The following is a 13,610-nucleotide window of genomic DNA, read 5'->3' as shown; positions in this document are numbered from 1 at the left end:
TTTTTAAAATATTAATTTATCAATAATTTTATTATTAAAACTATTGATACCAGTTACAGTTTTTTATTAAATTAACTATTTGTAATTTCTAGATTTAAATAATTCATATTTAAACTATTTACTCTGTTATACATGTATTTTTAATATTGCAACAATTTTTTATGAAAAAAAATTGTTGCACAAATTCATAATTATGCTTTTTTCATATTAACATAATTTTTTTTGATTGTCAAATTATTGTCAAATTAAGAATAAATTAAAAAATTCTAAATAATACATTAAATATATATATGAATGAAATATTACTAATTTTTTAATCAAAAAAATAGAAATAGTTGAAATATATTTAAATATATGTTATACTGTTTAAAATAATTAAATATATTTAAAGTACCTCGTAGAGGTGCTGTAATTAAGAGTATTTATAAGGAGTCGACAGGCAATGATGTATAAAGAAAGGAATTACAGCCGAAGAAAATAATGTGTAAAATTATTTTCTGGCTTTACATATAATATGTGTAAAGCTGTCACCAATAATATAAAGGTGGAGTGCTATAAGGTTCACAAAGTTGTAATTTTAATTGGTTTAAAATGCAGCATAGGTGTTCCTTGCTGCATTTATTTTTATATTATAAAAAAATATACAAAACACAAAATTTAAGGAGGCATAAAAAAATGAGTTATAATGTTGCCGTAGTTGGAGCTACTGGAATGGTAGGCAGAAAATTCATAGAAGTATTAGAAGAAAGAAATTTCCCAATAAAAACCCTTTATCTTTTTGCTTCTAAAAGATCTGAAGGGAAAACTTTAAAATTTAAAAATTGTAACATTATAGTTGAAGAATTAAAGGAAGAAAATATAAAAAACAAGAAAATTGATTTTGCATTATTTTCTGCAGGTGGAGATGTAAGTAAAGCATTTGCTCCTATATTTGCAAAATATAATGCTTTGGTTATAGATAATAGTAGTGCTTGGAGAATGGATCCTGAAGTTCCTTTAATTGTACCAGAAGTAAATCCTGAAGATATAAAGGACAATAAAGGAATTATAGCAAATCCTAATTGCTCTACTATACAAGCAGTTGTAGCAATAAAACCTCTATATGATAAGTATGGAATAAAAAGAATAGTTTATTCTACTTATCAAGCTGTATCTGGAGCTGGACTTCAAGGTTATAATGATTTAATTCAAGGATATGAAGGTGTATCACCTAAGAAATTTTCTTATCCTATAGCTGGTAATATTATTCCACACATAGATGTATTCTTAGATAATAGATACACTAAAGAAGAAATGAAAATGATAGATGAAACTAAGAAAATATTCCATGATGAAGATTTAAAAATTACAGCTACTACTGCTAGAGTTCCAGTATTTTATGGACATAGCGAAAGTATAAATGTTGAATTAAAAGAAAATTTCAATGATATAAATGAAATATTTGATTTATACAAAAATACTGAAGGTATAAAATTAAAGGATGATATAGACAATTTAGTTTATCCTATGCCTGTTGATTGTGCAGGTCATGATGAAGTATATGTAGGAAGAATTCGTCGTGATTTTAGTGTAGAAAGTGGTTTGAATTTATGGGTAGTAGCAGATAACATAAGAAAAGGTGCTGCTTCAAATGCAATTGAAATTGCTGAATATATAATAAAAAATAAATAATAAAGATTTTTATAAACATTAAGCTTAAAGTTTAATATAATAATATTATAAAAAATATTTTTTAAGAAAGAGGGATAATATATGAGTTTATTTAAAGGTTCTGGTGTTGCTATAGTCACCCCATTTAACGATAATGGTGTAGATTTTGACAAACTCAAAGAGTTACTTGAATGGCATGTTCAATCTGGAACTGATGCTATTATTATTTGTGGTACAACAGGTGAAGCTTCTACAATGACAGAAGACGAAAGAAAAAAAGCTATTAAATTTACTGTAGATGTAATTAATAAGAGAATTCCTGTAATAGCTGGTACTGGAAGCAACGATACTGCTGCAACTATAAACATGAGTAAATGGGCTGAAAGTGTAGGTGTGGATGGTTTACTTATAATAACTCCTTACTATAATAAAACTACTCAAAAGGGTCTTATTGCTCATTACAAAGCTATAGCAAATAGTGTACAAACTCCTATAATTATATATAATGTTCCTTCAAGAACTGGTCTTAATATTCTTCCAAAAACTTTAAAGGAGTTATGTGAATTAGACAATATAGTTGCTGTAAAAGAAGCTAGTGGAAACATTAGCCAAATAGCTGAAGTTAAAGCTTTATGTGGGGATAAGTTAGATATTTATTCTGGTAATGATGATCAAACAGTTCCAATTTTATCTGTTGGAGGTATAGGTGTTATATCCGTTCTTGCAAATATTATCCCTAAAGAAATTCACAATATGTGTGAATTTTACCTAAATGGTAAAGTTAAAGAAGCAATGAATATTCAATTAAATACTTTGTCATTAAATAATGCTGTATTTATTGAGACAAACCCTATACCTATAAAAACTGCAATGAATCTTTTAAATATGAATGCAGGTAAACTACGCTTACCACTTTGTGAGATGAGTGAAAACAACTTACAAGTACTAAAGAATGAATTAAAAGATTATGGTCTTTTAAAATAAGGTAATTGAACTTAAAAGCCAGCACATAATAAAACAAGTGCTGGCTTAAATTAAATATATTTTTCAGGAGGTATTTTTAATGACTAAAATAATATTAAATGGTTGCAATGGAAAAATGGGAAAGGTTATATCTGAAACTGTAAAAAAATTCGAAAACTTATCTATAGTAGCTGGTATTGATAAAAACACATCCAGCGTAGACTATCCTGTTTTTTCAAATATAAAAGATTGTAATATAGATGCAGATGTATTATTAGATTTTTCAAGACCAGACTCTTTAAAAAATTTAATGGACTATGCTAAACTAAAAAATATTCCACTTATAATATGTACAACAGGTCATTCTGATGAACAACTAAAGGAAATAGAAAATTTCTCTAAAGAATTGGCAATATTTCGTTCAGCAAATATGTCTATTGGAATAAATGTTATAAATAATATATTAAAAAATATATCAAATTTACTTTACAATAATTATGATATAGAAATTATAGAAAAACATCATAACCAAAAGGTAGATGCTCCAAGTGGAACAGCATTACTTTTAGCTAATACCATAAAAAATTCTATAAAAGAAGAAACTAGTTTTATATATGGTAGAGAAGGTTCTTCTAAAAAAGTCCACAATAAAATAGGTATTCATGCTATAAGAGGAGGTAGCATAGTAGGAGAACATGAAGTAATATTTGCAGGTCAAGGTGAAACTATTGAAATTAAGCATACAGCAATATCAAGAGAAGTTTTTGCTGTAGGTGCTCTTAAAGCTTGTGAATTTATGTATAATAAAGCTCCTGGTTTATACTGCATGGATGACATAATAAGAGGATAAAGTGATTCACTTTATCCTCTTATTACTTTTCTATTCTAATATAATTAATATTCTTCTTTTATAGTATCAATTTCTTCTAAGTATTCACTTTTTATATTATCAACTGATTCATTTGTTTTATATATGTAATCATCATTATTATCTGAATTATCATCTGAAAATTTTTCCATTTTAGATATAGATACCTCATAAGCTACTTTTTTAACTACCTCTGTATTAGATACTCTCTTTTGATATTCTCTACTTTGTAATCTTCCCCAAATTCTTATATTATCACCAACTTCTAAAGTTTTACAAAATCTAGCATTTCTGCCCCAAGCTATAACAGGTATATAGTCCGATTTATTATAAGGTCTATTTACTGCTAACAACATATCTGTAATTTCTCTTCCAAAAGGAGTTGTCCTATAAACAGGTTGTTTACACAAAAATCCGTTTAAATATATTTGATTTGGATTTTTGCTTTTTTCTGTACATAACTTTATATTCCTAGCAAACACAGTTAATATAAGTCTATTGGAACCTTCTACATATTTATTATATGACCTTAATTGTCCTTCTACTACTATTTTACTACCTAAGTCAATATTCATATTTGCAATTAATCTTTCTGATATAGTAACATATAATATATCTCTATTTTCACTTAATCTTTGAACTTCAATGTTAAATGTATAAAAACCTTCCCCATACATTTTATGACTAAATTTAAGTTCAGAGATTACTTCTCCCTCTAAATAAATTTTATTGTTCTGCATTAAATTTTCCATTGTAACCCCTCTTTCCCTTAGTTTCTATTTACTTATATAACATATATTTATTCTAATAGTATTTAAAATATTACTAAATTTTTCCTATTGTGCTTTGTATTTTACTAATTTCTTTATCTTCTATTAAACTCATTGTAATTCCCACCATATATGCATACATTTCTTCATCATTTTTAAATAATATATTAACTATTATTTCTTCTGGTTCTATCATTTTAAAGTTATTATAATTTAAATATCTTTGTAAACAATATAAAAATTGACAATTACCCTGTTCTATACTAGAAACGGTAACAGTATTTTTACTTCCAAATCCATAAGTAATTAAATTAGCAAATATACTTGTATTCAAATTTATGGAATTATCCATGTTTATAAAACAATACTTACCACTTAATTTTATAATATTATCTTTAATAGCACAGCTATTATTATTTAGTATAATATAATCATAATAATGATTTCCTCTTATATTTTCTTCAAAAAATAACTCATATTCTATTTCTAACAATTTTAATAATCTTATTAATGCTGAAGTAAAATCTTTATTTTTACCTATTATAGCTATACTTTTCATTAAATCAACTCCAATTTAAAGATTCCTTTAGAGTTATTTTAAACAGGAGTTATTATTTTATACTTTTCCTTTGTTTTTTACCACCTTCTTAAGAATTTTATACTATATTTCCATTATAATACAAATAGCTATTACATTTCAACAATATTAAAAATCTAATTACTATTAATTAGGTATTTGTTTCCCTAAATGATCTATTTTATAGTTATCTTTGTAAATTAAATCTCCTACTTTAACAAACTTGTATCCTTTATTTTGCAACTTTTCAATGATTTTAGGTAAATTTTCTGGTGTATTTTTAGCATAAGTATGAAATAAAATTATAGAACCAGGCTTTGCTTTATCTATCACTCTATGGTATTCTTTACTAACATCTTCTTCTTTCCAATCTATACTATCTACATCCCATTGTATACAATAGTTTCCCATTTCTTCTACTGTGTCAACAACTAAATTATTATATGCTCCTTCTGGACACCTAAAAACTTTACTGCTTTTTCCCGTAATTTTTCTAATTTTAGCATCCGTTATGTATATTTCTTGTTTTATTTTATCTTTAGATATTTTAGTCATATCTGGATGCATATTAGAATGATTGCCTATTTCATGACCTCTTTTATAAATTTCTTTAACTTCATTTTCATGCTCATCAATCCAACCTCCAACTAAAAAAAATGTAGCTTTTACATCATATTTATCAAGTATATTTAATATTTTTATAGTATTATCTTTACCCCAGCTGGCATTAAAAGACATAGCTAGTTTTTTATCTTTTACATCTACACAATATATAGGTAATCTTTTTTTTACATTTAAAAATACTCCTGTATTTTTATAGTTAATAATAATTGATATTAATGCTGAAATAAAAAGAAGACAAAAAGATAGTATTATTTTTTTATAATTTTTCACAAGCAAATTCTCCCTTCAATAATATATATTAATATATATATTTATTTATAAATCATAGTATGATAATAATTTTTTATTCAACAAACTATATACAATTTGAAAATACTTCTTTACTTTCAATATTTTATTATTCATAAATTTTATATAAAAGATAAATATATTAGTATATACTTTATTTAAATAAAGGAGGTATTATTATGGCTTTAGGTCAGTCAGGAAGTGGAAGAACACAAATTGTTCCAGAAGCTCATTCTGTTTTAGATAATATGAAATATGAAATAGCAGAAGAGCTAAATTTAGGAGTACACCAAGGATCTGAAGATTATTGGGGAAATATTACATCTAAAGATTGTGGAAGAGTTGGAGGAGAAATGGTAAAACGACTTGTATCAATGGCAGAAGACCATTTATCTAAAAATCAAAATAACAAATAATAGAAAATATTATATATAATTTTTTACATAAAGCACCGAATATATTCGGTGCTTTATGTATTTTATGTTATAATAAATTATAACTTGATATTTTTATGGGGAGGATGAATAATGTTTGAGGATACTTTAGAGTTAGCAGAAAATAAACTACTACTACTTTATATATTTAATAAAATAAACTTTGCAATCTCAAATAATCAAATTACTCAAATTATTTTAGAAAACAACTTTATAAATTATTTTACTTTGCAACAATATATATCAGAATTAGTATCATCTAATTTTTTAAAATATATTGAAAAAGACGGAAAACATAGACTTATAATAACTGATAAAGGTCTAAAAGTACTTAACTTATTTAAAAATAGAATTTCTAACCAAAAAAAGTACCTAATAGATGAATATTTGAAAAATCATTTAAATAATATTAAACAAGAAGTCACAATAACTGCTGATTATACTATAGAACATAAAAACAATTTTATTGTAAACTTAAAAGCTGTAGAAAATGACTGCATATTAATAGATTTAAAATTAAATGTAGGCTCAAATGACCAGGCTAAAAAACTATGTGCTAAATGGAAAAAGCATTCTACAGAAATATATAGTAAAATAATAAAGGCTTTTATTGATTAATATTTAATATATAGTCATTCCTGTAGGTTCTCCCCCTATCCGAATGACTTTTTTCTTTTCCCCTTTTATATCAATTCTAAATAAAAGATCATTATAATTATCTCCTACATATACGTAATTATTGGCTTTTACTATTCCCCTAGGCATTCCTCCTACATTTATTTTTTTTATTTCCCTATAACAATTTGTATCCACAATACTTATGCTTCCTTCTCCAAAATTAGATACAAAACAATTTTTGCCATCATAATACATATCCACAGGTGAATTACCAACTTCAATTCTATTAACTAAATTAAAATTTTTTAAAGATATTATAGAAATATTTCCTCTAAAATCTGACCCTATATTGCTTTCACATACTAATATATAATTTCCATCAGAAGTAAATATGGCTTTAGTAGGATAAGAACCTACTCTTATTTTTTTAGTATTATCTCTATTTTCACAATCTATTAAAGTTAAACTGTCTTCCTGTACATTGGATATAGCTAAAAGCTTTTTTTTCTTATTTATATCTATGCTAAATGGCAAATTTCCACAAGGAACTGATTCCTCAATAACTTTATTAGTTAAGTTAAATAAAATTACGTTATTTAAATCTCCACATATTATATATGCCATATCTTCATTTACAACTAAATCATTACAATTGCTTCCAATAAAATAATTTTCTACATTTTTATAATTTTTTATATCTATTATAGATAAACTATCACTATAATTATTAGCAACTAATAATTTATCGTTTTTTACACACATACCGTGGGGTCCCATTTTATTATAATTATTAGTTCTCAAATTTATTTTATGTTTTTCTTTAAAAAAATCTAAGTTTATGACAGATATGAAATCTGAAGATGTATTACAAACATATAAGTTTTCCATATTATCACCTCCTCACAGTTATAATATGTAGCTACTTAAATTTTGAGATTTATTTTATAAAATATTGATATATATACCCTATCAGGGTATAATATTAGTATAATATATACTATTAAAAAGGGAGGAATAATAAAATGTATACTTATATTCCTAAAGGAGTATGTTCTAAAAAAATAGATTTTGACATTAAAGATAATAAAATTACTAATGTAAATTTTACTGGAGGATGTAGTGGAAATCTTCAAGGAATATCCCATTTAGTAGAAGGATTACCTGTAGAAGAAACTATAAATAGACTAAAAGGAATAAGATGTGGTTTTAAAATTACTTCTTGCCCAGATCAATTTGCAAAAGCTTTAGAAGAATTGGTATTAAAAAAGACAGATGTTTAATCAATCATCTGTCTTATTATTTTTCTCATATCTCCCACCATATATAATGAACCACATATTAATAATAAATCTTTTTCAGAGCAATAGCTTAGTGCTTTTTTATAAGCATTTTCATAATCTTCTTCTGATTCACTATTAATATTAAATTTCTTTATTAACTTATTTAGTTCACTAGAAATCTCTGCTCTATCACTATTAGGTGTAACAGCTATAACCTTATCTGCCATAGGTGTTATTATACTAATCATATTTTCTACTTCTTTATCTGCTAATATACCTATAATTAACACAAGCTTATCATACTTAAAATATAAATCTATACTTTCTTTAAGACTTAACATTCCATCTATATTATGAGCTCCATCAATTACAACTAAAGGCTGTGTATTCATTACTTCTAATCTTCCTGGCCACTTTACATTTTTTAATGCATTAATGATAGTCTTATTATTTATATTCAATCCAAGCTCTACTAACTTTTCTATAGCAAATATAGCTGTAGCACAGTTTAAAACTTGATATTTTCCTAAAAGGGATAAATCTATATCATAGCTGCTCTTATAAGTGTTTACTTGAATTTGTTGAATATATTTATTATTTAACTTTTTAGTACCTACATATCTTGCACAATTTTTAGATACTTCTATAAATTCACTATATTTACTTTTACTAACCTTATTTAATACTTCTAATATTTCTACCTCCTGAGGGTATGAAACAACTGGTACACTTTTTTTAATTATTCCTGCTTTTTCATAGGCAATATCTTTTAATGAATTTCCTAATATTTTCATATGATCATAACCTATGGAAGTAATTACACTTAATATAACTCCTCCTTGAGTTTTATCATTAAAAGATTGTAAAACATTAGTAGAATCTAATCTACCTCCAAGGCCTACTTCTATTACAGCAAAGTCAACTTTATTTATATAAAAATATAAAAACATAACACATGTTATTATTTCAAATTCTGTAGGATGTTCATAGCCTAATTCTATAACTTTATCTACAGCCTTTGAAACTTTTTCTACTAAGTTAGTTAAATCTTCTTTTGATATACTATTATTATTTATTTGCATTCTTTCTTCAAATTCTTCTAAATAAGGTGATATGTATGTTCCTACTTTATAATTAGCTTCTATTAGTATTTGAGTTATCATAGAAGTTGTAGAACCTTTTCCGTTAGTACCTGCTATATGTATACATTTTATATATTTATGAGGATTTCCTAGAAACTCTAATAATTTTTCTGTTCTTTCTAATCCTAAATTACTACCAAATTTAGCTGTATCTTTTATATAGTTCATAGCTTCTTTGTAATTCATTTTATCACCCTCTCATGTAAATTAAAGTGTAGGGTATACCCTACACTTTATATATGATTTACTTTAATTTTTGTAAATTTTCCAATACAGATTCAAGCATTTCTTTATATTTTTCTCCTTTTTCTCTTTCCTTATTTACTACTGCTTCTGGTGCTTTATCTACAAAACCCTTGTTGGAAAGCTTTTTCTCAACTCTTTCAATTTCTTTTTCTAATTTTTCTTTTTCCTTGTTTAATCTTTCAATTTCTTTTTCTACATCTACTAAATCAAGAAGAGGCATGAAAATTTCCGCTCCTAATGTAACAACTGAAACTGTGTTATCTAAAACTTCATCTTTTGAATTTACTAATACAACTTCACTTGCTGAAGCTAATTTTTTAAAATATTCTTCTCCTTGAACAAATCCTTCTTTCATATCTTCTTCAGTAACATGAATCATTACTTTAGCTTTTCTTGAATAAGGTACATTCATTTCTGTTCTTACATTTCTTATAGCCTTTATAGCTTCTATTACATATTTCATTTCTTTTTCAGATTTCTTATCTTCAAGTTCTTCGTTGTATTCAGGCCATTTTGAAGTAGTTATACATTCACATTCTTCTCCTAAGTGAGTATATATTTCTTCAGTAATAAATGGCATTATAGGATGTAATAATTGTAAGCTTATAACTAACACTTTATATAAAACATTATATGCTATACCCTTTTCTTCTTCATTATCTCCATACATTACTGGTTTAACAAGTTCTATATACCAATCGCAGAATTCATTCCAAATAAATTCATATACTTTTTGAGAAGCTATTCCTAATTCAAATTTATCTATATTATCTGTTACTTCCTTAACTAAAGTATTAGCTCTTGATAATATCCATCTATCTGCTACAGAATAATTTTTGTTATCTTTATACTTATCCATTAAATCTTTATCTAAATTCATCATAACAAATCTTGAAGCATTCCATATCTTATTAGCAAAGTTTCTTGCTGCTTCTACCTTTTCTGGATAGTATCTTATATCATTTCCTGGAGCATTTCCTGTTATTAACATAAATCTTAAAGCATCTGCTCCATATTCATTTATTACTTCAATAGGATCAACACCATTACCTAAGGATTTTGACATTTTCTTTCCTTCAGAGTCTCTTACTATTCCATGAACTAATACTGTATCAAAAGGTATTTCTTTCATAGTATGAAGTGAAGAAAATACCATTCTTGCTATCCAGAAGAATATAATATCATATCCTGTAACTAATGTACTTGTAGGATAGAAGTATTCTAAATCTGCTGTTTTATCAGGCCATCCTAATGTTGAGAAAGGCCATAATGCAGAACTAAACCAAGTATCAAGCACGTCATTATCTTGTTTCAAATTGCTACTTCCACATTTAGTACACTTAGTAGGTTCATCTATAGCTACTATAACTTCTCCACAATCTTGGCAATACCAAACTGGGATTCTGTGTCCCCACCAAAGTTGTCTTGATATACACCAATCTTGTATATTTTCCATCCAGTTAAAGTATATTTTATCAAACCTTTCTGGAACAAATTTTACTTCTTTATTTCTTACTGCATCTATAGCAGGACCTGCTAATGGTTTCATTTTTACAAACCATTGTTTAGATATAATAGGTTCTATTGTTGTTCCACATCTATCATGGCAACTTACATTATGAACATGATCTTCTATTTTTACTAAGTATCCTTCTTTTTCTAAATCTTCTACCATAACTTTTCTAGCTTCATATCTATCTAATCCAGCATATTTGCCACCTAATTCGTTAATTGTTCCATCTTCATTCATTACATTTATTTCAGGTAAATTATGTCTTTTACCTACATTATAGTCATTAGGATCATGGGCAGGAGTTATTTTAACAGCACCTGTTCCAAATTCCATATCAACATAATCATCTGCTATAATTGGAATTTCCTTATTTACAAGTGGTAATATTAAAGTTTTTCCTACTAAATGAGTATATCTTTCATCTTTTGGATTAACTGCTACTGCAACGTCTCCTAGCATAGTTTCTGGTCTTGTTGTAGCTATTTGTAAATATCCATCTCCATTAGCTAATGGATATTTTACATGCCAAAAATGTCCGTTTTGTTCACTATATTCTATTTCTGCATCAGATAAAGCAGTTTTACATTTAGGACACCAATTTATAATTCTATTTCCTTGATATATTAGTCCTTCATTATACAATTTTACAAATATATGTCTAACTGCTTTATTTAAGCTTTCATCCATAGTAAACTTTTCTCTAGTAAAGTCTACAGAACATCCCATTCTTTTAACTTGTTCACGAATTCTTTCTCTATATTCGTCAGTCCATTCCCAAACTTTTTCAAGAAAAGCTTCTCTTCCTATTTCTCTTTTTTTAATTCCTTTTTTAAGAAGTTCATTTTCTACTTTAACTTCTGTAGCTATACTAGCATGATCTTGACCTGGAAGCCACAAAGTACTATAACCTTGCATTCTTTTTACTCTAATTAAAAAATCTTGAAGAGAATTATCAAGAGCATGACCTAAGTGTAATTTTCCTGTTATATTTGGAGGTGGCATAACTATACAATAAGATTTTTTGTTTTTGTCTACATCTGGTGTAAAAACTCCTTTATCTTGCCACCAACTATATAATCTACTTTCAAATTCTTTAGGATTATAGGTTTTTGCAATATTTTTTGATTCGTCCATATCCATCTCTCCTTAAATTTATATTAAATTAATTATTCCAATTAAAAAAAGCCTTAGTCCATAAAAGGACGAAGACTCGCGGTACCACCTTTTTTCCTGTATTATATGCAATGCAGGCTCTTAATATAATAACGATTTAAGTAAACCGTCTTTACCTACTTAAAAGTTCAGTAAAGAAACTCCAAAGCTACCTTCAAGAAAATTTGTATAGAAAGCCTTGCAGCCAATGAACTTTCCTCTCTTTATACTCCTTATTCTTTACTCCTCTTTGTCATAGTTTGTATATTATTATAGTATATACTTAAAAAATAACTATTTATCAGTTTTAATATATATTATATCTTTAATTTATAACATGTCAATAGCATTTTTTATTCAATAACCTAAGTTTAACAAATTTTACACAACAATCATATTATAAAATAATAATAAATATAAAATAAGGAGGACTATATGAAAAAAAGAAATTTACACATTGCATCTATTAGTATATTGCTGATATTTTTTATAACACTATTTGCTGGATGTAAAAATAAAGATAAATCTTTAGTAAAAGTAGAATTAAATGAGGTTGTTCGTTCTGTTTTTTATGCTCCTATGTATGTGGCAATTAACGAAGGTTTTTTTAAAGAAGAAGGTTTAGATATAGAACTTTCTACAGGACAAGGTGCTGATAAAACTATGCAACAAGTGCTAAGCGGAAGTTCTGATATAGGATTTTGTGGTCCTGAACAAGTAGTATATATATATAATCAAAAAAGAGAAGACTATCCGATACTATTTGCTCAGCTAACTCAAAAAGATGGTTCTTTCTTAGTTGGAAGAAAAGAGGATAATAATTTTAATTGGGAATCCTTAAAAGGAAAAACCATAATAGGGGGACGACCTGGTGGAATGCCTGAAATGGCTTTAGAGTATGTTTTAAAAAAACATGAACTAGAACCTGGAAAAGATGTTGAGCTAATAACTAACCTTGCTTTTACTGCTACAGCAGGAGCTTTTAAATCTGGTACTGGAGACTATGTAGCTTTATTTGAACCTACTGCTAGTATGATAGAACAAGACAATTCTGGTAAAATAGTAGCCTCTATAGGTAAATCTGCTGGTGTTATACCTTATACTTGCTATTTTTGTACTAAATCCTACATGGAAAAAAATCCAGAAACTATAGAAAAATTCACAAGAGCTATTTACAAAGGTCAGATTTGGGTAAAAAAACATAGCGAATCTGAAATAGCAAAATCTATTAAATCATTTTTCCCTGGAACTAACGAAAATATATTAATTAATGTAATCAAAAATTATAAATCAATAAATGCTTATGCTGAAAATCCTATAATGAAAGAAGAATATCTAAATACACTAATAGACATAATTCAATCTTATGATAATACTTTAATACCTTCAAAACCACCTTTTAATAAAATAGTAAATAACTCTTTTAGTGAAAAAGCTATGGAAAATTTAAAATAAATAAATAAAATAAAAGAGTCTATGTATTAG

General features: G+C 26.4%; 13 protein-coding genes, 1 riboswitch and 1 other annotated feature. Of the genes, 7 read left to right on the top strand and 6 right to left on the bottom strand.

Annotated features, from left to right (window positions below; translation table 11 throughout):
• Window positions 1-390 precede the first annotated feature (390 nt).
• Window positions 391-563, top strand: a riboswitch (Lysine riboswitch).
• A gap of 112 nt (window positions 564-675) precedes the next feature.
• The 3 genes from CLOACE_RS06320 (at window position 676) to dapB (ending at window position 3,463) form a co-directional block, all read left to right on the top strand.
• Window positions 676-1,671, top strand: coding sequence for an aspartate-semialdehyde dehydrogenase (locus CLOACE_RS06320; protein ID WP_070110266.1), 996 nt, complete (start codon window positions 676-678; stop codon window positions 1,669-1,671).
• A gap of 81 nt (window positions 1,672-1,752) precedes the next feature.
• Window positions 1,753-2,634 (top strand): 4-hydroxy-tetrahydrodipicolinate synthase, encoded by an 882-nt coding sequence (gene dapA, locus CLOACE_RS06315; RefSeq protein ID WP_070110265.1) that lies wholly within the window; start codon window positions 1,753-1,755, stop codon window positions 2,632-2,634.
• A 79-nt stretch (window positions 2,635-2,713) separates the two neighbouring features.
• Complete coding sequence (gene dapB / locus CLOACE_RS06310) at window positions 2,714-3,463, top strand: 4-hydroxy-tetrahydrodipicolinate reductase (protein WP_070110264.1); 750 nt, start codon at window positions 2,714-2,716, stop codon at window positions 3,461-3,463.
• Window positions 3,464-3,507: 44 nt separating this feature from the next.
• Here the strand turns inward: dapB and CLOACE_RS06305 are convergent, their stop codons facing one another.
• The 3 genes from CLOACE_RS06305 to pdaB all read right to left on the bottom strand — a co-directional run bounded on the left by CLOACE_RS06305 (window position 3,508) and on the right by pdaB (window position 5,728).
• Window positions 3,508-4,233 carry a single-stranded DNA-binding protein gene (locus CLOACE_RS06305; RefSeq protein WP_070110263.1) on the bottom strand — a complete coding sequence of 242 codons (726 nt, stop codon included), beginning with the start codon at window positions 4,231-4,233 and terminating at the stop codon, window positions 3,508-3,510.
• 73 nt (window positions 4,234-4,306) lie between these two features.
• Window positions 4,307-4,810, bottom strand: coding sequence for a hypothetical protein (locus CLOACE_RS06300; protein ID WP_070110262.1), 504 nt, complete (start codon window positions 4,808-4,810; stop codon window positions 4,307-4,309).
• A 165-nt stretch (window positions 4,811-4,975) separates the two neighbouring features.
• On the bottom strand, window positions 4,976-5,728 hold the full coding sequence (pdaB, locus tag CLOACE_RS06295) for a polysaccharide deacetylase family sporulation protein PdaB (protein WP_070110261.1): 753 nt from the start codon (window positions 5,726-5,728) through the stop codon (window positions 4,976-4,978).
• A 191-nt stretch (window positions 5,729-5,919) separates the two neighbouring features.
• Between pdaB and CLOACE_RS06290 the strand changes: the two genes are divergently transcribed.
• A complete protein-coding gene (locus CLOACE_RS06290; protein ID WP_070110260.1) occupies window positions 5,920-6,156 on the top strand; it encodes an alpha/beta-type small acid-soluble spore protein in 237 nt (78 codons plus the stop codon).
• Window positions 6,157-6,267: 111 nt separating this feature from the next.
• Entirely contained in the window at window positions 6,268-6,792 is a 525-nt protein-coding gene (locus tag CLOACE_RS06285) for a DUF4364 family protein (protein ID WP_070110259.1), read from the top strand.
• Window positions 6,793-6,795: 3 nt separating this feature from the next.
• Here the strand turns inward: CLOACE_RS06285 and CLOACE_RS06280 are convergent, their stop codons facing one another.
• Entirely contained in the window at window positions 6,796-7,680 is an 885-nt protein-coding gene (locus CLOACE_RS06280) for a YncE family protein (protein WP_070110258.1), read from the bottom strand.
• A 134-nt stretch (window positions 7,681-7,814) separates the two neighbouring features.
• On the opposite strand from CLOACE_RS06280, the gene CLOACE_RS06275 reads away from it, so the two are divergent.
• Window positions 7,815-8,072 (top strand): TIGR03905 family TSCPD domain-containing protein, encoded by a 258-nt coding sequence (locus CLOACE_RS06275; protein WP_070110257.1) that lies wholly within the window; start codon window positions 7,815-7,817, stop codon window positions 8,070-8,072.
• Here CLOACE_RS06275 and CLOACE_RS06270 read toward each other — a convergent pair.
• On the bottom strand, window positions 8,069-9,400 hold the full coding sequence (locus CLOACE_RS06270) for a bifunctional folylpolyglutamate synthase/dihydrofolate synthase (RefSeq protein WP_070110256.1): 1,332 nt from the start codon (window positions 9,398-9,400) through the stop codon (window positions 8,069-8,071). The genes CLOACE_RS06275 and CLOACE_RS06270 overlap by 4 nt on opposite strands.
• A 58-nt stretch (window positions 9,401-9,458) precedes the next feature.
• The gene (locus CLOACE_RS06265) at window positions 9,459-12,107 is read right to left on the bottom strand and encodes a valine--tRNA ligase (RefSeq protein ID WP_070110255.1); all 2,649 of its coding nucleotides are present in this window, start codon (window positions 12,105-12,107) and stop codon (window positions 9,459-9,461) included.
• Between the two features lie 61 nt (window positions 12,108-12,168).
• Window positions 12,169-12,391 (bottom strand) — a binding site (T-box leader).
• Window positions 12,392-12,560: 169 nt separating this feature from the next.
• Here CLOACE_RS06265 and CLOACE_RS06260 point away from each other — a divergent pair.
• Window positions 12,561-13,580 carry an ABC transporter substrate-binding protein gene (locus tag CLOACE_RS06260; RefSeq protein WP_070110254.1) on the top strand — a complete coding sequence of 340 codons (1,020 nt, stop codon included), beginning with the start codon at window positions 12,561-12,563 and terminating at the stop codon, window positions 13,578-13,580.
• Window positions 13,581-13,610 lie beyond the last annotated feature (30 nt).

The sequence above is a fragment of the Clostridium acetireducens DSM 10703 genome, from assembly GCF_001758365.1.
GTDB classification, from domain to species: Bacteria; Bacillota; Clostridia; order Clostridiales; family Clostridiaceae; genus Clostridium_C; species Clostridium_C acetireducens.
The sequence above is the reverse complement of the archived record's forward strand: the minus strand, read 5'-3'. Positions and strand labels throughout refer to the sequence as shown.